Raw genomic sequence first — 18046 nt, 5'->3', positions numbered from 1 at the left:
TACGTAAACTCCCTGTTAGCATTTCCCGATTCACCCGAACTCATTAACGAAAGATCTGATCCACGACTGCAATTTCCTCAGCAGTTAATTCCACATTTAATGTTTGCAGATTGTTAATGACCTGCTCAGGTCGCTTGGCACCCGGAATCAATGCATCAATGGAAGGCTGAGTCAGGTACCAGGCCAAAACCAGATGAGCAACCTCAACATCTTTGGATTGTGCTATGCTGCGCAGTTGCTCAACTTTATCGAGATTTTCAATAAAAGCTTCACCTGTGAACAGCGGGTTCTTCGCCCGTCCATCCTGAAAGGTTGTATCACGATTATATTTCCCGCCCAGCAGTCCCGCTGCCAGAGGGAAGTAAGGAACAAAAGAAATGTTATGCTCAGCCGTATACGGCAATAGCTCTTTCTCCGCATCTCTTTTGAACAGATTATATTCAGATTGCAGTACGTCTACATACCCGTCCTTGTTGGCTTCACGCAACTGATCAATGGAGAAATTAGATACGCCAATGGCACGAATTTTGCCAGCGTCTTTTAATTGTTTTAAGGTATCTACCGCTTCATCCTTAGGCGTATGTTCATCCGGAAAGTGGATGTAGAACAGATCAATGTAATCGGTTTGCAGACGTTTCAACGCCTCATCCACTGCTGTTTTCAGAAAAGCAGGTGAGTTATCTATGACAATCTTGCCATCCACTAATTTATGAGCTGCCTTGGTTGCAATGATGGTATTCTGCCGCTGACCGGTTTCCTTCAGTACTTCACCAATCAGTCGTTCGGAATGCTCCGGTCCATAGATGTATGCCGTATCCACAAAGTTAATACCTTGTTTCAAAGCTGTACGAACCACTTCCTTACCCGTCTCATCATTCAGCATGTCCGGATAGATATTATGTCCGCCTACTGCATTCGCACCCAGTCCAATGGGATTCACGATCAGATCCGTCTTGCCCAACCGAATTTGTTGTTCTGCCATGTCTCATCTCTCCTTCACTGATCGAATAAGTACAATTTACTTGTAACGTCTTTCTTGTCCCATATTATATCAAACCCTTTAGCATATTTAAAATATCGGATTTATCGGATTAGGTGTTTTTCAGCGCAGTTGCTTCCACGTCGTTAATAAACCGGCGCAGTTTCGCAGCCACATCACGGGTGATTTCACCGTTTTCATACAGTTGCTGAACCGTATTGCGCTGTTCCTGAATCGCCACCATTTGCAACTCCAATTTCTCCTGATTAAATGGATCTTCCGTTTTACCTTGGTTCCAGGTGCGCAATTTGGCAATTACACGCTCATACTTGGCAATGACCGACAGTGCGACGACTCGATTCCCATCGTTCATATGGGCACGAATAGCCTTAATTGCCGCTTCAGAGGTACGTAACTTCACCTGACGAAACAGTTCTGCATTTTCAAGCATGAATGGTTGATTCGGCTTCTGGGACCGGTTGGTGAAGAGATGTCCTAACACACGCCCGATCTCGCTGATCGAGGTCATGAACTGAGTGTTCGCGCGATTCGCCAGCATCATTTCCTTGCGATCCAGCCAGCTGTCACATTTGAAGGCCGCATCAGAAGCAATTGCATTTTCGTCTAACATTACTTCAACTTCTTTACGCTCCGCCCGGGTGGCAATCAGGTTAATAGCCGTTTCTTGTTTCTGAATATCTTTGCGTTTATCGGCGGTAAGCTGACCTGCGGCCTGTCTGATGTACTTGGACAAGTCGGAGACAACCGCGAGTGCCGCAGCTTTGTTCTCATCGTTCATTTCGGATTTGACAGCTCGTATTGCCGCATTCAGCATAATGTCATGTGCTTTTCGTTCTGACTTCTGCGGTGTTTCTTCTGTGGATTTCCCATCGTCCTTGGCCAGAACTGGAAGAAACACGCTCGCCGCAATCAGGGAGAAGAGGATAACTCCTGCCGCGAGGAAAATAATCAGATCCCGTTCAGGGAAAGGTGATCCATCCTGAAGCACATAAGGAATGGAGAACGCACCCGCCAATGTTACAGCCCCCCGCACCCCAGAGAGGGAAATGATCGTAATATCCTTGAATCTGGGCCGGCCAATAGAGGATTTGGTACGCAGCAATTCATTCCCTTGCCAGAACAGATAGATCCAGAGAAAACGCAGAACCAGCAGTAGCACCGAGATCAAGCCCACATACCCCAACACCTGCAGATTATTAAACGAAACATTTTCAAATATGGTACTCAACACATCCGGGACCTGTACACCCAGAATAACAAACACCAGACCATTTAGTATAAATAAAATGACTGACCATGTGCTCGCAGATACCACCTGCATTTTTAACTGAACCGATTCAGCGCGGTCACGCTCAATGGCGTGGATAATACCGCCTGCCACTACCGCTAGAATACCTGATACCCCAATTTCTTCACTTACCAGATAGATGATAAATGGCGTCAGGATTTGCAGCAGCATGTGAATGGTCACATCTTCCATGCCCAGTCTACGGATCCATACCCCTAGCCTGATTAACAGAAAAGATAACAATGCCCCGACAAGAAGTCCGCCAATCGCAATCAGAATAAAACTGAAGGTTGCATTCGCCAGGGAAAATACACCTGTAACTGTGGCTGCAATCGCGAATTTGAAGGCGACCAAGCCGGATGCATCATTCATTAATGCTTCACCTTCAAGAAGTCTATGTATGCCTTTGGGCAAATGTACTCGCCCTGCCATGGCGCCAACGGCCACTGCATCTGTCGGGGACAATATGGCTGCAAGAGCAAAAGCAGCAGGTAACGGAATCGAAGGAATCAGCCAGTGAATGGCATATCCCGCCACGACTACTGTCACGAATACAAGCCCTAATGCAAGCAGAAGTATCGGTGCACGCAGATTCCATAATTCATTTCTTGGCGTTCGTTTACCATCGTTGTATAACAAAGGTGCGATGAAAAGTACAAAGAACAATTCCGGATTCAACGGCAGGTGAACACCTGCGGGAAGCAAAGCTATAGCTACACCAAGCACGATTTGAATAAGCGGAACGGGAATAAAGGGTACAAACCGGTTTAAAATATTGGATAAACCGATCAGGACAAGTAACACAAGTACGGCAATAAATATTTCCATGATGACAATCCCTTTCCGCTATAGAAGTGGTGAAACCTTTGTTGTATAGGTTTATTTTAACATAATCCATACTTCATTATAAAAATGTTGTCATATTCATATACCCATTTAACTGCTCTCAGACTAGTCTATATAAGTTGAACTATTCATTTACACGATAACGGAGAGGACAGAAAAAACCTGAAAAAGCGAAGCGTTCGCCTAAAAGCTTTCTGAAAGAAAGCTGCATCGGAAGCATACGCTATCCCCGGATTTTCCCCTTTGGAAAAGGGAATCAAAAAAATCTGGGGATAACAGCGATTGGAAGGTTATTCTGTCATCGTAGTGTCAGTGTAAATAATCTTTAGTTAACTTATATAGATTGAAGAATTCTGATGGATTCTGTATATAAGATGTTACAATATGCTCAGGACAATACCCGTTTGGAAAGGAACTTGCATCTATGGCATTTGGAATTAAACGACAAGAGCTTGCTGCGTGGAAGGAACAAGTGGCTCGTGGTGAGATTGCGTACCTCACTCATTTTTGGATTGACAATCGATTTCCCGGTATCACCAGTGTCACCAAAGTTGGCTGCGCAGATCTGGAACGTCTCGAGCGTTGGTGCAACGATCATGGGCTGGACCCCCGATACATTCATCGGCGGCAGCCATTTCCCCACTTTGACCTGATGGGCAGCAAACAAAAAGAAGTTTTGATCCAGGAAGGCTTAACGGATCATGTGGTTCGCTTTCATTTGTAAACCAACTCAAAAACGCCAGTCTTCAAGGTTCATCCCCCCGCAAATAGGGATAAACTCATGAGGACTGACGTCTTCAAGGAATCAAGTCATATATGGACTACCGGTGGATCTGCTCAAACGACTTCATGTTCTCCAGCAGTTTCAGTTCAATTTTCTTCAGCATGCCAAACATCTGCTGTTGCTCCTCTTCGGAAAGTGCTTGCAACAATTCCCACGTCATTCGGCCGCGATTCGCATTAAGTGTCTTGGCAAGTTGCGCGCCTTCATCCGTTAAGGACAGCCACACAATTCTCCGATCTTCTTCACTGCGCACACGCTGGATCAACCCTTCTGTCTCCAGTTGGTTCAGTACAATGGTGGTTGCGCCGGAAGACAAGCTGAGTTGTCTGGCCACATCAACCGCCATACAGCGTTTTTCACGTAAAATCATGCCCAATATATGACTTTTTGTCGGATTCAGTTTACAGTTGGTTTCGGTCTTCTGCTGCTGATCCAATACTTTATTTTTATATCTGAAGAAGGCCTCCAACAATTGATCTACATTTGCCAATTGAGAGTTTCGCTCCGTATCCGGGCTCATAAACGTTCCTCCTGCCTTTCATCATAACCTACCTTATATTGTAACATATTTACACTATGATGTTTGTGAAAAATGCGCTTGTATCCGACACCCTTTAGTTGACTACAAGACTCTTGTTATATTTTGGGTTTCACCTATTGCATTATGGCAACGGGTTTGTTTATAATAACCTATATCTTTAAAGTTACTTTTAGTTACTTAATGATTTTAATAAATCTGTTGTTATAAAGTAAATAAAGCGTCACCATTATAATGCAAGGGACTTATGCACATGAATCAGAATATACAATCTCAACTTAAAACAGATGTTTGCATCGTCGGCGCAGGTCCTGGCGGTGCTTTGCTTTCTTATTTACTGAATCAAAAAGGAATCTCCACGATGCTCATTGAGCGGCAGCCCCACCTGCACAAGTCTTTTCGCGGGGAGTTGCTCAATGTGGATGGCGAAGCCATTTTGAATAAACACGGCCTCTATTCCCTCATTCAGGAACGCGGAGCGCTGCTCTTGGAACAGATTCAGTATTGGGAAAATGGGCAGATTATTCATACGGTATCACCGGGCAATGGAGAATCTCATGTTGGTATTCATGTACCCCAAGATCATCTCCTGGAAGCCATCGTGTCGCATGCTCAGCAGCACAGTTCATATAAACAAGTACTATTCAATACGATTATGACCGGTTTGTTACGAGACAAGAACGGCCAGGTCGTGGGTATTAACATTCGGCAGAACGGCGTTCCTGCCTCCATTGAAGCATCTGTAATTGTTGGTGCTGATGGCAGATACTCTGCTGTACGCAAACATTCCGGTATGACCCCGGAGATTCGCAAGCACGGGTATGATCTGCTCTGGGCACGCATTCCGGCACCCGTAGGTTGGGAACCCGCTGTTCGGATGGCCAGCATGGATGGTCAACAGCTCGCACTGTTCTCACAGTTCGGCGGTTATGTTCAGATTGGATGGAACATTCCCGAGGGAGCTTACTCCAAGCTGCGAGAGCAGCCGATTGCTCCTTTTGTAGATAAACTTGTATCTGCTTTTCCTTGCCTGTCTGATTCTGTAGCTGCCAATATTCAGAGCTGGAGTGATTTTGTTCTGTTATCTGTCGAAAGCAGCTATTGCCAGTCGTGGGCACAGGACAATGTTGTACTCATCGGTGATGCCGCTCATACCATGACGCCAACCGGTGCGTTTGGACTTAATGCCGCGCTCGAAGATGCGGATGTGCTCTCCGAATTACTTGTCCAAATGGCTGCAGATCAATTCAGTTCCACTGCACAACTTCAGGAACTTCAGACGATTCGCGGTGCAAAGGTACAGCAGCAACTTGCTCGACAAGTGGAGATGGAATCCTCTTTCCAACAGCGTTATGAATCCTTTCTCTAAACCTAGTTAATACGGATAAAATGCCTATATGCCCAAACAGCCGATCACTTCCTCATAGAGAAGAATCGGCTCTTTGGTTTGTTGGTTTATCTTTTTTTATGTAATTCCGTATCTTCATTTTCGTTTGCGTGGAGCAAACGTGTCTTCTCTGGGTGTTTCTTGTACAGTATCAAGGTCCTTCGGATAGGATGAGATGTTGTCTTTTTCATATACTGCTTTCTCCAGATTACTTAAGCGGCGCAATACTTGTTTGCTTTTACGAACGATATATACAATACCAACAATCAGCAGGATCAACATCAGAAAGAATATAACCATCTCCGGGTAAAAGACAAATGACATGAATCCACCTCCTTTGAAAACGATTTCTTTATATCATTCTAACCTTAATGATCCAAGATGTGAACCCGATTGGAAGTTTCGCTTGTGGAATAAGGACAAAACCACCTGACACAACGACAGGAACTCACCCTGCTGCAAAAGTAAAAAAGGTGGCATCCCTGATCAGGATTACCACCTTGAACCTCGAATAAGATTCGAAGTCTGTTATTATTATTTTATCCTTCTCTGCCGTTCATGGCACTAACTCGAAGTTCCGTCAGAGGCAGAGACGTTTGCTCTGGATGACGTAGTCTCACTGTTCGGCTCTCACCGGGGAGCAGATCGAAATAATTGTCACTGAATCGTACACGTCCAAGGGGAAGCTCCAGCTTCACCAATCGTGCAATCGCACTACTGGCCGTAACCGTTACAGACTGTTCCTCTTCATTCACATGTACGCTCAATTGCGACTCTGGCAACGTCACATCCTTAGGATCACGCAAGAAGTATCGATTGCTCGGTGCCGCAAATCCTTCGGATACCAACTCAACCATTACTTCCTCCGCGCGTCTACCCTGTAGCACCTCTACTTCAGTTAATTCAGCAATACACCGTGAGGATTGGGATGTTACTTCAACAGCATGTGAGCTGGAGTAGATCTTCTCTCCACTCAATGCATAGACATTAAGTCGAAGCTCCCCATTTAAGACGTCACGTGTATCGTTCACAACCCACAACGCAAGCGGATCACCCGGCTCATGCTCCAGTGACAACAGGACAGGATGAAAGAATATTTTCCCATAATAAAAGGATGCCTTCGGCAGCAGTTCATAATCGATCATGGACCAGCTTGTCCCTGGCCAACTGTCATTCAATTGCCACACGAGCGCACCGCTGTTACGGTGATTGATGCGCCGGAAATGTTCTATCCCATAGCGCAATCCTTCTGCTTGAGTCAGCATGGAATAATTCATGTACTCCTCTATATTTTGCGGAATCCCTGTGTAACCCTCCATTAGCAAAATACCTTTTTGATGATTGGTATCCTTGTTACGATAGGCCATCTCCGGACTGCCCCAGTAAAACTGACCTGCGGGCATATTTTTCTCCAGGGTGTAACGATTGGCCGAGGCGTGCATACCAAATTCACTGCTGAACAACGCACGATCCTTTTTATAATTTTTGAACGTCACACCTTCAATACTGTAGTCCAGCAGAGGTGGCTCTCCATGCTTCCTTGGATAGACCGAACCATGCCATACCTGCCAATTGTGGCGATCCCCCACATCCGGGTCATTCGCATCCTGACCGTTGCTGTCCCCGAACGGCGAAGAAGGCCAGTACGGACGAGACAGATCCAAGCGCTCCAGCACTTCAGGGATTAGCTCATGATATATCTGTTCGCCGTAGAACGGACTGGTAATATCTCCACTTGCCGACTTCATATCATAGAGCCAGTCAATCTCGTTATTACCACACCAGATGGCAAGCGAGGCACGGTTACGCAGGCGCAGGACATTGTTTTCTACCTCTTGCCGCACATTATCCATGAAATCACGATTGAAATCCGGGAACAATGCATTCGCAAATGCAAAATCCTGCCACACCAACACCCCTTGCCGATCACACTCATCGTAGAAGGCATCCTTCTCATATATACCACCAGCCCAGACACGCAGCATGTTCATATGCCCTTCCACCGACAGCTCGACAAGCTCACGATACCGGGAAGTTTTGATGGCACCAATCAGATGATCAGCCGGAATCCAGTTGGCACCCTTGGCATATACTTTGACTCCGTTCAGAATAAACGTAAATGTATCTTCACCCCGTTCATTGTGAAGAGCCAGCTCAATCGTTCGTAACCCATAAGGCTCGCTATAACGATCCACCTCAACGCCATCTGCGTATAATGTAACCTCCAGCGTATACAGATAAGGTTCACCCAGATCATGAGTCCACCATAACTGAGGTGACGTAATGTTTAATGTGGTTTCTGCCTTACCACCTTCTAGAGGTAGTTCACTGGCACCTGCCACCTCGTGTCCGCTGCGATCCAACAGACGAACATTACAGGTCGCAACCACAGCCTGCTCACGTTTCTGTCTGCTACGGTAAGACAAGACTGACTTCACATCCGCCGTGACGCGTAATACAGCAAGCTCTGTACTGACTGATTCCGTTCGAGCATACACACTTTCCAGCTTGGCGATTGTTCGTTTTTCCAGTCGTACGGCACCCCAGATCCCCACCGTAACCATGCGCGGCCCCCAGTCCCAGCCAAAGTTCATCGCTGCTTTGCGCAGCCATGGCCGTTCCTTCGTATACGAGGACCAGTCGAAGGTTTCTTTGTCCCGGTGATGCAGATGAAGCGGATCAAACTTGACAGCAATCGCATTCCACCCACTGCGTACCAGAGACGTTACGTTAAAAGTATGTGACATAAGCATATTCGCCGTTTTTCCAACTTCATGTCCATTCACATACACCGTTGCAAATGTGTCCAATCCTTCGAACACCAATTCAAAGTGCTCCTCGATCTCTGTATCTCTCACCAGATTGAAGGTTGTGCGGTACCACCATTCCTTTTGCTCAATCCAGCGACTTTTGGCATCATTATGTCCATAATAGGGCGGATCAATGATACTACGCTCAACCAGTGCAGCGTGTACATCGCCAGGCACTTCAGCCCCAATCCAGAAACGGTCATCCAGCGCAGCTGCTGCCACATCCATTGCCCGCTTCTCTCCAACTTCAAAATGTTGTATCTTCCATTGTCCCGATAAATCCTGACTTGAACTATAGGTCTTCATCAGTATGCCCTCACTCTCCAATAACCCTGAGTAATACCCTATCGAAAACGTTTGCAGTAAGGCAAGACATGTTTCCTAATCTGCTCATCTCTAACTTCCCGAAGGCTTGAACGACAACGCCTCTTCGCGATATTCACTCGGGGTCTTGCCGGTATGTTTTTTGAACAGTCTGCTAAAATATTTCACGTCCTCGTAGCCGCTGATGGCAGCGACCTCACTAACCTTCGCTGGAGACACCGCGAGCATATCCATCGCTCTTCGTATACGCATATCGGTGACAAAATCTCCGAAGGTCACACCCATTTCTTTTTTAAACAGCTCACTGAGGTGACCCGGATGCAAATGAACATGTCCAGCTACCTGCTGCAGATTAATATCCTGCGCCAATGAAGATTCAATATAACCGATAGCCTTCTGCACATGGGCAGCCTGTCCCTGAGCCATTCGGCTATGATAGACATGCATCAGACCATACAGATGATGGAACAGCATATCCCCGAGCTCCGCAGCTTCGGCATCGGGTTCCGGCAACCATGGCTCGAGCCTTGTGGGTTCTTCACGCCCTGTGGCTCGCATTGTGCGAGTCAGCCAGCGATGACCTGCAATAACGGCTGAGTGCAGACAGGCACTGAACGATTCTGGTGTGACCTCCGGTTCTGTAATCAACTTAGCCACAAGTTCCCGCGTCCATGTCGTTAACGTGACTGAATCATTATCCAGTAATAATGTACCAAGTGTGGTCTCCTCTTCGTGCGTAAGTACGGTTTTGCCACCTTGACGATCCTGAATGTGCTCATAATGCCATACTTTATAATCCATCAAACCCCGATATCGGAATGCAGCTGAAGCAGTTCTGTAGCTTTCGTGCAGATCTGCATATCCACGCACAGGCAGACCTACCGCTGCGCGCAGGGTGCACTTCAGTAATTGCTCCACCCGACGTAATGCACTCTCCAGCCTGAACGTAGTTTCATGTTCCACAGGCGGCCATGCAACTACACAAATAATTTGCTGTTTCTCTACATGAGCAATGGCACCAGGTAACATATCCTCCAGGGTATTCTGCACCGCAAATCGTAATAGCGCATCCGAGGATCGATCCCAACCCTCTGCTCGAAGAATAATGACTTGTCTGAGAAGCTGTTCATCATCAAGGCCACCACCCCCTGCCTCTTTTCCAACATCAGATCGCAAGAATGAAGGAAAATGGCCCGAAGCGGTGTCACCATCAATGATCCATCCAGCAAATAACCGCTCCCGATTTTCCCGCATAAGCTGGCCCTCTCTGGACTTCTCTGCCCAACGTTCCGTGATTCGCTGTTTGGCCTGTAATACGGTCTTGATGATCTCTTCCGGCTTGCTTGTTTTGAGCAGATAATCTGTGACACCTTGGCGAATCGCCTGTTGCGCATAAGAAAAGTCATCGTATCCGGACAAAATAATGACCTCCAGCTCAGGTAGCAATCGCAGGCCCTCTTCTGCAAGTTCCAGCCCTGATCTACCTGTCATCCGAATATCCGTCATCAGGATATGCGGACGTTCCTCAGCCATGCGTGTTAACGCCTCCTCTGCCGAGGCAGCAGGTTGAAGAAGTTCAATTCCGAGTTCATGCCAAGCGATAACGCTGGCAAGCCCTGTACGGATAATCACTTCATCATCAACAATTAATAGTCTCATGGCGAACCCTCCAAGATTGGAATGGAAAACGAAATCCGGGTACCTCCCCCAACCCTGCTGTCTACTTCAAGCTGTGCATCCGCTCCATAATGGAGCAGCAGCCTCTCATTCACATTGCAGAGCCCATAACCGCCTTGGTTTAGCTGTTTTTCCGGCTGTTTTCCCTTCCATTCCCTAATGCTAATCCTTAATTGTTCCAGCATGTCCGGCTCCATGCCGACACCATCATCCAGCACCAGCACATTCATCTGTTCATTATCCGGATCCTTGCGAATCATTATGGTGATGGTGCCCACGCCTGCTTTGGGCTGAATGCCATGAATCATGGCGTTCTCAACAAGCGGTTGCAGCAATAGCTTCAGCATCATTCGCTTCTCAAGCGCTGGATCTACGATATAATGCAACACAAATTGATCAGGGAAACGAATCGACTGCACACGCACATAATGGCGAGTATGAGCGATCTCCTGTTCCACAGGGCAGTAATCCTGACCATTATTCAAGCTGATACGTAGAAAATCACTCAGGCCCTCAACCATATCCGCGATCCGCTTCTCTTCAGACATCAAGGCAATCCAATGAATTGAAGAGAGCGTGTTATACAGAAAGTGCGGGTTAATCTGCGCCTGAAGCACACGAAGATCCGCTTCTTTTTTGCGAGCTTCACCTCGAATAACCTCTTCCTTCAATAACTGAATATGTGCACCGAGCAGATTGTAACTCTCCCCAAGCCTGCCAATCTCGTCATCACTTTCAGATCGAAACAAAGGAAGCGGACGTTCTGGATCAATTCGGGACAGATGCCGGGTAAGCACACGAAGCGGCCTCGTCACACGCCGCACCGTAAACCAGACCAAGCCAGCACTGATCGCAGCAGACATCGCAACGGCGCAGCCGGTTAGAATAAGAATGTACCGATTCTCCGACTTGTACTGGTCATAAGGAACCGTTCCAACCAACGTCCACCCCGTCAATTCTTCCGGATAATAGAGCAACGTCCGTTTATCGTCACCACTGCCATACGTGGTGGTTCCGCTACCGCCATCCTGAATTAACGTCGAAATCCCTGGTTCGACACCTTCCAGCTTGAGTCCAAGCCGGGATTTGTCCATCGAAGACAGAATTTCTCCAGAACTGCCGATGAGCTCCAGTCTGCCTTGCCCTCTGCCTAATCCCAGAGCGGCCCATCCCTTGGATATGGCCTTCTCATCCAGACTAATGGCTAACCAGCCGATGGGTCGATAATCATGGATACTGCGAATCGGCCGAACCAATGTGATCACATTTTGTATACCCGCATAATTCTGGACCGGATATACCCCCGTCCATTTTTTCACTGCTTCTCCGCTCGGCACTGGTGGATAAGATAAACTTGAATTATTGGATTCATACCAGGTAGCCGTAGACAATGTGGCATCGAATCGGCTTGGATATATGGCGATGTTCGCAATATATTTCTTGGAAGCCGCCAGATTGGTCATCCTGCCCAGGATATCCACCCGGTCCAGCTCATGATCTTCATTGTGGCTAAGATACTGCTGGATGTCCCGTTCTCCAATCAGGAAAATGGAGAGATTCTCGGCATCCTGCAACATATAACGAAGATTGGCCTCTACCTGTTTCAGCGTATCCATGCCGGACAGCTTTGTTTTTTGCTCTGTGATGCGGGAAGAGATTAGAAAGGCAAACAGGCCCAAGGCCAGCAAAGGCACAATCATTGAAGCCGTCACAACGACGGATAGCTTCCTTTGTAACGAAGATGTGAGCCAGCGTGCCAAACGTTTCTCCTCCTCTGGATGCGCTTTCGCTTACCCTTTGACAGCTCCGGCTGTCATACCTTTCATAACCTGTTCCTGGAATACGAGATACAAGATAATGGTTGGAATGACCGACAGGGTCATGGCAGCAAGCGTTAATCCGTAATCCGTCTGATACCCATCCGCAAAGTTCGCAATGGCCAGCGGTAACGTTTTCAATCCGGTTTTGTTGATGAATACAAGCGCAAATGAAAAGTCATTCCACGCATGCAAGAAACTCAGGATCGTAACCGTTGACAACGCAGGTACGGACATGGGTAACATGATCCGGGTAAACAGCCCCCAAAGTCCTGTTCCATCAATAAAAGCTGCTTCTTCAATATCACGTGGAACACTTGTCAGATAAGCAGTAAGCACAAAAATTGCCGTAGGCAATGCAAAAGCCGTATAAGGTAATATTAAGGCCCAGTACGTATTTAGCAGGGACATCTGTTTCATTAAAATAAATAAGGGGACAAGTGTACTATGGATCGGAATGAGCATGCCAACAACAAAGAAGGTCATGATTAACCCTTTCCAGCGAAACTGGAAACGAGCCAGGATGAATGAAGCCAGCGCTGCAATAAACAGCGTTAGAATAAGTGAACCCACCGATACGATTAGTGAATTGCCAAAAGCGGTCCCCAGCCTGGAGCTTTCCCATGCATTGCTGAAATTGGCAACATTCCAGTTTTCCGGCAGACCAAAGGGCCTGCTATAGAAATCTTCATTTGTTTTGAATGCACTAATCACGAGCCAGTAGAACGGATACAATGTTAAAATACCATAGACCGTTAGCAGCGTCCAAACAATTCCGCTACGTAGGCGGCGAATCGGATGGCCCGAGCTGCTTCGTGGTGATGGCATGGATACAGGTGTCACTTGCATGATAACTCCTCCTCTCTATTGATTCTCTTTTCGTTTGCGACTGGTTAGCCACTGGCTTGTTCCGATCAGCAGCAGGGAAATCAGTACGATGGTTGTTGAGATCGCACTACCAAAACCATATCGGTATGTTGTAAAGGTTGAATTGTACATATACGTTGCAAGCAGTTCTGTCGCATGTGCCGGACCACCCTTGGTCATGATGTAGACCAGATCGAATGATTTCAGACTACCCGAAATACATAGAATGATCGCTACCTGAACCGTACCCCAGATCATGGGCAAAGAGACGGATACCAGCTTCCGGATTCCTGAAGCCCCGTCTATTTTGGCAGCATCATGAATCTCGCCGGGAATATTCTGTAGCGCCGAGATGAAGATAATTAGATACAACCCGACAAAGCTCCAGAGCAGCGGCGGTACCAATGAGAAAATTGCAATCTTGTCATCGGACAGCCATTGCAGCTTCCAACTTTCCAGCCCCAGTGCGTCCAGCAGAAAGTTCAATATCCCGATCTGCGGATGATAGATATACTGCCAGATCATACCGATAACTACAGTGGATAACACCATCGGCAGAAATACGGCTGAGCGCAGAAACCGCTGTAATGGATTGCTTTTGTGTAAGATGACCGCCAGCATCAGCGCTAACGGAATTTGTCCAAATACCGATGCCAACACAAAAATAACGTTATTTTTCAGTGCCCGCCAGAACACAGGATCATGCCAGATCTCCACGTAATTATCCACACCAATATATTTGGATGCGCCGATGCCGGACCAGTTGAAGAAACCGTAGTATGCCGACCACACGACCGGTACAAATACAAACAATGCATAAATGATGACTGCCGGGGCCAGCCCCAGCATAATAAAACGCCGACTGCGCAGTGCGTTCATCTGTTCACTTCCCTTCCATAAATGCCTTTATCAACTTGCAACTGACTATCTCATCCATACTTAAAACCCCTCCCCTGCCGGGAAGGGGTTTTAACGAATGGTTACTGACTAACTGCATTGGCTTGAGCCGCCTGAATTTTAGCCGCAATGTCTTCGGCCTTGCCGCCCATAAGCAACTCTTGCAATGCATTATTAATAACCTCAACCGTTGCCGATCCCAGCTTGGAATCGTATACTGGCGTGATCTTCACTTCCTGCATCAGATCATATAATTCTACGAACAATGGATGTGCTTTGGTTTTGTCCAGATCAATCTTGTAACTCACCAATGTGCTGCTATCCAATGTGGCCTTCTGACCATCAGGTCCTGCCAGCGCGTAGAACAGCTTCATCGCTGCCTCTTTTTGTGCACCGCTCAGCTTTTTACTTACACCCAACCCGGTTCCTACAACACCGGATGTTGTTCTTGGTTCACCCTGACCTCCGTCCACTGGAGGAAGAATCGTAATATGGGTGTTGTTCAACACCTCTTCAGGTGCATTGTTCACCAGATTTGCCAAGGCCCATCCACCGTTCATGACCATCGCTGCCTTACCTTGGAAATAAAGCTGCATCATCTGTGTCTCATCGATACTGTTGAATCCATCCTGGAATGCCTTGGTGTTGCCAAGCTCCTGCATCTTGTTCAAGGCTTCAATAAATTGCGGATCGGTAAAGCTTGCACCATCTTGTGCTGTCGCTTTCAGGAACCAGTCTGTGCCGGTAATCCGATCAGCCAGTGTACTAAATATCGTTGATTGAGCTACCCAGTTGGCTTTGTTGCCAAGTGCCATGGGAATGACTTTATTTTGATTAAACGTAGCAATCGCTTGTTCCAGTTCCGCCCAGGTCTCAGGCACTTTTACGTTGTACTGTTTGAACAAAGCTTCATTGTAATAAATGAAGGAACTTGGCGCCAGATTCATCGGCACGGAGTAGATATTCCCATCCACGGTGTATCCGTCTAATGCATTCGGGATGAAGTTGTCTTTCCACTCCGGCTTTGCGTCCAGCTCGGTATTAATGGGCTGTAACAGGTCACCTTTCACAAATTCCTTTGTCATGGCATCCGGCCACATCACGAACAGGTCTGGCATCTCGTTGGCAGCTGCCACCGTACGAAGCCGGGTTTTGAGACCATCTGTTGGCAGGCCTTCATCCACAACTTCAATATCTGGATGCGCCGCGCGAAAATCTTCAATTATTTTGCGCATCGCAACCGCCTTTGCATCCTGTCCGGTCCAGTTGTGCCAGAGAGTGACGGTTACTTTGTCATTGCCACTGCCTCCTTCTGAAGTGTCCCCGCCAGCACAGCCAGCCAGAATAATGGAGAACAATGTTATTGCCAGGAAACCCGAAAGCCATTTTTTCAACATCTCTATAATCCCCCTCGGCGATTTGAATACACTTATTGTAAATGTTAACGCTATCATACCGTAAGGTGACGATCCACGGATGCAGGGGTGAAAAATATCGGTTCCCCTGTTTGGAATTTGCTTTGTTGACTTATTTGTTCATAACATATAAAAAGAGCCCTCACAATGAGAGCTCTTTCTTGTTGCAGCCGTCGGTAGCTTCAACCCAGGCTATATATAATGAATAAGTGCTAAATCGTATTAAATATGGATTGCGTATTATTGGATACTGTTTTTCACCAGATCTGCAAAAGCTTCGGATCCTTGCGTAGTGAGATGTACGCCGTCTTTTTCAAAATATTCGTCATGTCCCTCACTTGCACTGTTCCAGTCAATCAACGAGACATTGCTGTATTTGGATGCTGCCTCATTCAAAGCTCTGTTCACCGTTCGTTCCCACGGACGAGGTACACGCACAGTAACCAGATATACCTGATCCTCATCCTTCAGATAATCAAGCACAGCATTCAAGTTTTTGGAGTTAAAGGAACCATTCGTCCCGAGCTCCAGCACCACTTTGCTGCCCATTTGGTTGTTTTGCTTCAGACCTTCCAATACATCACCTGCCTGCCACATCTGACGACCGACATGTCCGTCCACATACACTCCCGATATACTTTGCTCCAGATACGGTTTTGCATCCAAAATCACCGAATCTCCAATGACGGTATAATGAACCTTGCCATCCTGGGCAGGAGGAGCCGTTTCTTCATTGTCCTGAGATGAATCAGGTGCATCAACCGCATGATCCTTATTATCGGATTGATTCGCTCCAGCGTCATCTGGTGTATCATTCTCGTTAGTCACGGAGTCATCAGCCGGCTTATCTTCAGACTGACCGTCCTTGCCAGGATTCACTGAATTGTCTTGGTCGTCAGGTTTTGAGTCTGGAGCAGACTCTCCTGTTGGTTTCTCGTTTTTCCCCGGATCATCTTTCGTTCCTGCTTCCGGTTTATGGGTATGAGCATCGTTCTTCTTTTGACCAGAGCCTGACGTCGCTGTAATAGCTGGCAACACATCCTGTCCCTGTTCTTCTTCTACGGAATTCTCTCCATTCAATGTGTTGGACATCGATACCGAATGGGAATCGGAGTTCGCTGCATGTGAGACCATCATCTGAGATACCGTATAGGACAACAGCAGAATCGTCATCAACAGACCTGCCCGCTTCCACCATACGTTACGTATACCGATCGATGACCGCCCTCTTCCCCATAATCGGGACCAAGAATCACGGAATCCGTTGTACCGAATCGGATTTTCAATATATTTAAGGGACAATGAGGCCAGTACAACCGTTGCAGCAACCTGTAAAATGATTCGTACAGGATGTGCTCCTCCCGTATCCACCGCGGGATTGGTTAACATAATGACAGGATAATGCCACAGATATAATCCGTAGGATCGCTCTCCGATCCAGCGTAATGGCTTCGCTCCAATGATACGTGCCAGGAAAGACGATGGGTGAGCCAACACCGCTACCAGCAACGTTGTTGCGATAGCCTGAAGCACCATACCCCCTTGATACAGAAACGCATCATATTCACTGCTGTTCAGCATCATGTAGATTAACAAAGCGAGCGCAGCAAGTCCCGACACATCGAGCACAAGCCGGTTCATGCCAGACAGAGAGTTCGACAGCTTGCGACTAGGCCACACCACTGCAAGAGCAGCACCGGCAAGCAGTGCGAATGCCCGCGTGTCTGTTCCATAATATACACGGCTCGGGTCCAGATCCGGATTATACATGATGGCCATTGCGCCAGCAGACAATTCAGCCGCGACGACAATGAAGACGACCAGCCATCCCTTTCTTTTGAACACTACGATTGCTGCGATCAGTAGAAGAGGCCATATAAGATAAAATTGCTCTTCCACAGCCAGTGACCAGAAATGTCCAAACGGTGATGGAGGGCCAAAACTTTCGAAATAGGAAACGTTGTGAAAGATATACCACCAATTGCTTATGTATAATACACCCGAAACGATATCACCACGAAGCGCAGCAAGCCGGGATGGGTCTGTACAAGCTAACCAGATCATCACCACAGCTGTCATGGTCAGCATGCCTGGAAGCAAACGCCTTACCCGTCTTACCCAGAAGTCACCGAGTGAAATGCGTCCATGTTCCTGCCACTGTGACACGAGAATATCTGTAATTAAATATCCCGAGAGAACAAAGAATATCCCTACACCGAGCAGTCCGCCCGGAATAAAATCCAAATTCAGATGATACGCGATTACCGCAAGTACAGCGATGGCTCGCAAACCGTCAAGTCCATTCATATGTCTCTTACGATTTAACGATTGTGACATGCATGCCCCTCCTTGTTACTGTGAGTCAACAACATCGGTGTTGGGGGCATAAAGGAACT

At 47.2% G+C, this 18046-nt stretch carries 13 protein-coding genes; 2 read left to right on the top strand and 11 right to left on the bottom strand.

Translation table 11 applies throughout. The features are described from left to right. Nucleotides 1–43 precede the first annotated feature (43 nt). Nucleotides 44–982, bottom strand: coding sequence for an aldo/keto reductase (locus J2X75_RS03020; protein ID WP_310334231.1), 939 nt, complete (start codon nt 980–982; stop codon nt 44–46). Between the two features lie 109 nt (nt 983–1091). After that, entirely contained in the window at nt 1092–3116 is a 2025-nt protein-coding gene (locus tag J2X75_RS03015; protein WP_074094489.1) for a Na+/H+ antiporter, read from the bottom strand. Between the two features lie 442 nt (nt 3117–3558). Here J2X75_RS03015 and J2X75_RS03010 point away from each other — a divergent pair, with 442 nt between their 5' ends. Beyond that, entirely contained in the window at nt 3559–3858 is a 300-nt protein-coding gene (locus J2X75_RS03010; RefSeq protein ID WP_091032117.1) for a hypothetical protein, read from the top strand. 97 nt (nt 3859–3955) lie between these two features. On the opposite strand, the gene J2X75_RS03005 is transcribed toward J2X75_RS03010, so the two are convergent. Next, nucleotides 3956–4438: a MarR family winged helix-turn-helix transcriptional regulator gene (locus tag J2X75_RS03005; RefSeq protein WP_036609579.1), complete on the bottom strand. Its 483-nt coding sequence runs from the start codon at nt 4436–4438 to the stop codon at nt 3956–3958. Between the two features lie 271 nt (nt 4439–4709). On the opposite strand from J2X75_RS03005, the gene J2X75_RS03000 reads away from it, so the two are divergent. Further along, nucleotides 4710–5825, top strand: a complete 1116-nt coding sequence (locus J2X75_RS03000) for an FAD-dependent monooxygenase (protein ID WP_310334227.1) — start codon at nt 4710–4712, stop codon at nt 5823–5825. A gap of 114 nt (nt 5826–5939) precedes the next feature. Here J2X75_RS03000 and J2X75_RS02995 read toward each other — a convergent pair whose 3' ends face one another. The 8 genes from J2X75_RS02995 to J2X75_RS02960 form a co-directional block, all read right to left on the bottom strand. Beyond that, nucleotides 5940–6167: a hypothetical protein gene (locus J2X75_RS02995; RefSeq protein WP_307537880.1), complete on the bottom strand. Its 228-nt coding sequence runs from the start codon at nt 6165–6167 to the stop codon at nt 5940–5942. A gap of 215 nt (nt 6168–6382) precedes the next feature. Next, nucleotides 6383–8959, bottom strand: coding sequence for a beta-mannosidase (locus tag J2X75_RS02990; RefSeq protein WP_310334226.1), 2577 nt, complete (start codon nt 8957–8959; stop codon nt 6383–6385). A 90-nt stretch (nt 8960–9049) separates the two neighbouring features. Beyond that, on the bottom strand, nt 9050–10636 hold the full coding sequence (locus J2X75_RS02985; RefSeq protein WP_310334224.1) for a helix-turn-helix domain-containing protein: 1587 nt from the start codon (nt 10634–10636) through the stop codon (nt 9050–9052). Further along, nucleotides 10633–12414 carry a cache domain-containing sensor histidine kinase gene (locus tag J2X75_RS02980; RefSeq protein WP_310334223.1) on the bottom strand — a complete coding sequence of 594 codons (1782 nt, stop codon included), beginning with the start codon at nt 12412–12414 and terminating at the stop codon, nt 10633–10635. The genes J2X75_RS02985 and J2X75_RS02980 overlap by 4 nt, the downstream gene beginning before the upstream one ends. A gap of 30 nt (nt 12415–12444) precedes the next feature. Next, on the bottom strand, nt 12445–13299 hold the full coding sequence (locus tag J2X75_RS02975; RefSeq protein ID WP_165790059.1) for a carbohydrate ABC transporter permease: 855 nt from the start codon (nt 13297–13299) through the stop codon (nt 12445–12447). 36 nt (nt 13300–13335) lie between these two features. Then, on the bottom strand, nt 13336–14217 hold the full coding sequence (locus J2X75_RS02970) for a carbohydrate ABC transporter permease (RefSeq protein ID WP_091032136.1): 882 nt from the start codon (nt 14215–14217) through the stop codon (nt 13336–13338). A 101-nt stretch (nt 14218–14318) separates the two neighbouring features. After that, the gene (locus J2X75_RS02965) at nt 14319–15632 is read right to left on the bottom strand and encodes an extracellular solute-binding protein (RefSeq protein ID WP_310334219.1); all 1314 of its coding nucleotides are present in this window, start codon (nt 15630–15632) and stop codon (nt 14319–14321) included. A gap of 258 nt (nt 15633–15890) precedes the next feature. Then, complete coding sequence (locus J2X75_RS02960) at nt 15891–17987, bottom strand: acyltransferase family protein (RefSeq protein WP_310334218.1); 2097 nt, start codon at nt 17985–17987, stop codon at nt 15891–15893. Nucleotides 17988–18046: the final 59 nt, after the last annotated feature.

Source organism: Paenibacillus sp. 2003 (genome assembly GCF_031455635.1).
In the GTDB taxonomy this organism is placed as follows: domain Bacteria; phylum Bacillota; class Bacilli; order Paenibacillales; family Paenibacillaceae; genus Paenibacillus; species Paenibacillus amylolyticus_B.
Note: the sequence above shows the minus strand (reverse complement) of the source record. Positions and strands in the feature narration are given on the sequence as shown.

Bases quoted from the DNA above. Each gene is read 5' to 3' on its own strand.
- J2X75_RS03020 (WP_310334231.1), bottom strand. From the start codon at position 982: ATGGCAGAACAACAAATTCGGTTGGGCAAGACGGATCTGATCGTGAAT.
- J2X75_RS03015 (WP_074094489.1), bottom strand. From the start codon at position 3,116: ATGGAAATATTTATTGCCGTACTTGTGTTACTTGTCCTGATCGGTTTA.
- J2X75_RS03010 (WP_091032117.1), top strand. From the start codon at position 3,559: ATGGCATTTGGAATTAAACGACAAGAGCTTGCTGCGTGGAAGGAACAA.
- J2X75_RS03005 (WP_036609579.1), bottom strand. From the start codon at position 4,438: ATGAGCCCGGATACGGAGCGAAACTCTCAATTGGCAAATGTAGATCAA.
- J2X75_RS03000 (WP_310334227.1), top strand. From the start codon at position 4,710: ATGAATCAGAATATACAATCTCAACTTAAAACAGATGTTTGCATCGTC.
- J2X75_RS02995 (WP_307537880.1), bottom strand. From the start codon at position 6,167: ATGTCATTTGTCTTTTACCCGGAGATGGTTATATTCTTTCTGATGTTG.
- J2X75_RS02990 (WP_310334226.1), bottom strand. From the start codon at position 8,959: ATGAAGACCTATAGTTCAAGTCAGGATTTATCGGGACAATGGAAGATA.
- J2X75_RS02985 (WP_310334224.1), bottom strand. From the start codon at position 10,636: ATGAGACTATTAATTGTTGATGATGAAGTGATTATCCGTACAGGGCTT.
- J2X75_RS02975 (WP_165790059.1), bottom strand. From the start codon at position 13,299: ATGCCATCACCACGAAGCAGCTCGGGCCATCCGATTCGCCGCCTACGT.
- J2X75_RS02970 (WP_091032136.1), bottom strand. From the start codon at position 14,217: ATGAACGCACTGCGCAGTCGGCGTTTTATTATGCTGGGGCTGGCCCCG.
- J2X75_RS02965 (WP_310334219.1), bottom strand. From the start codon at position 15,632: ATGTTGAAAAAATGGCTTTCGGGTTTCCTGGCAATAACATTGTTCTCC.
- J2X75_RS02960 (WP_310334218.1), bottom strand. From the start codon at position 17,987: ATGTCACAATCGTTAAATCGTAAGAGACATATGAATGGACTTGACGGT.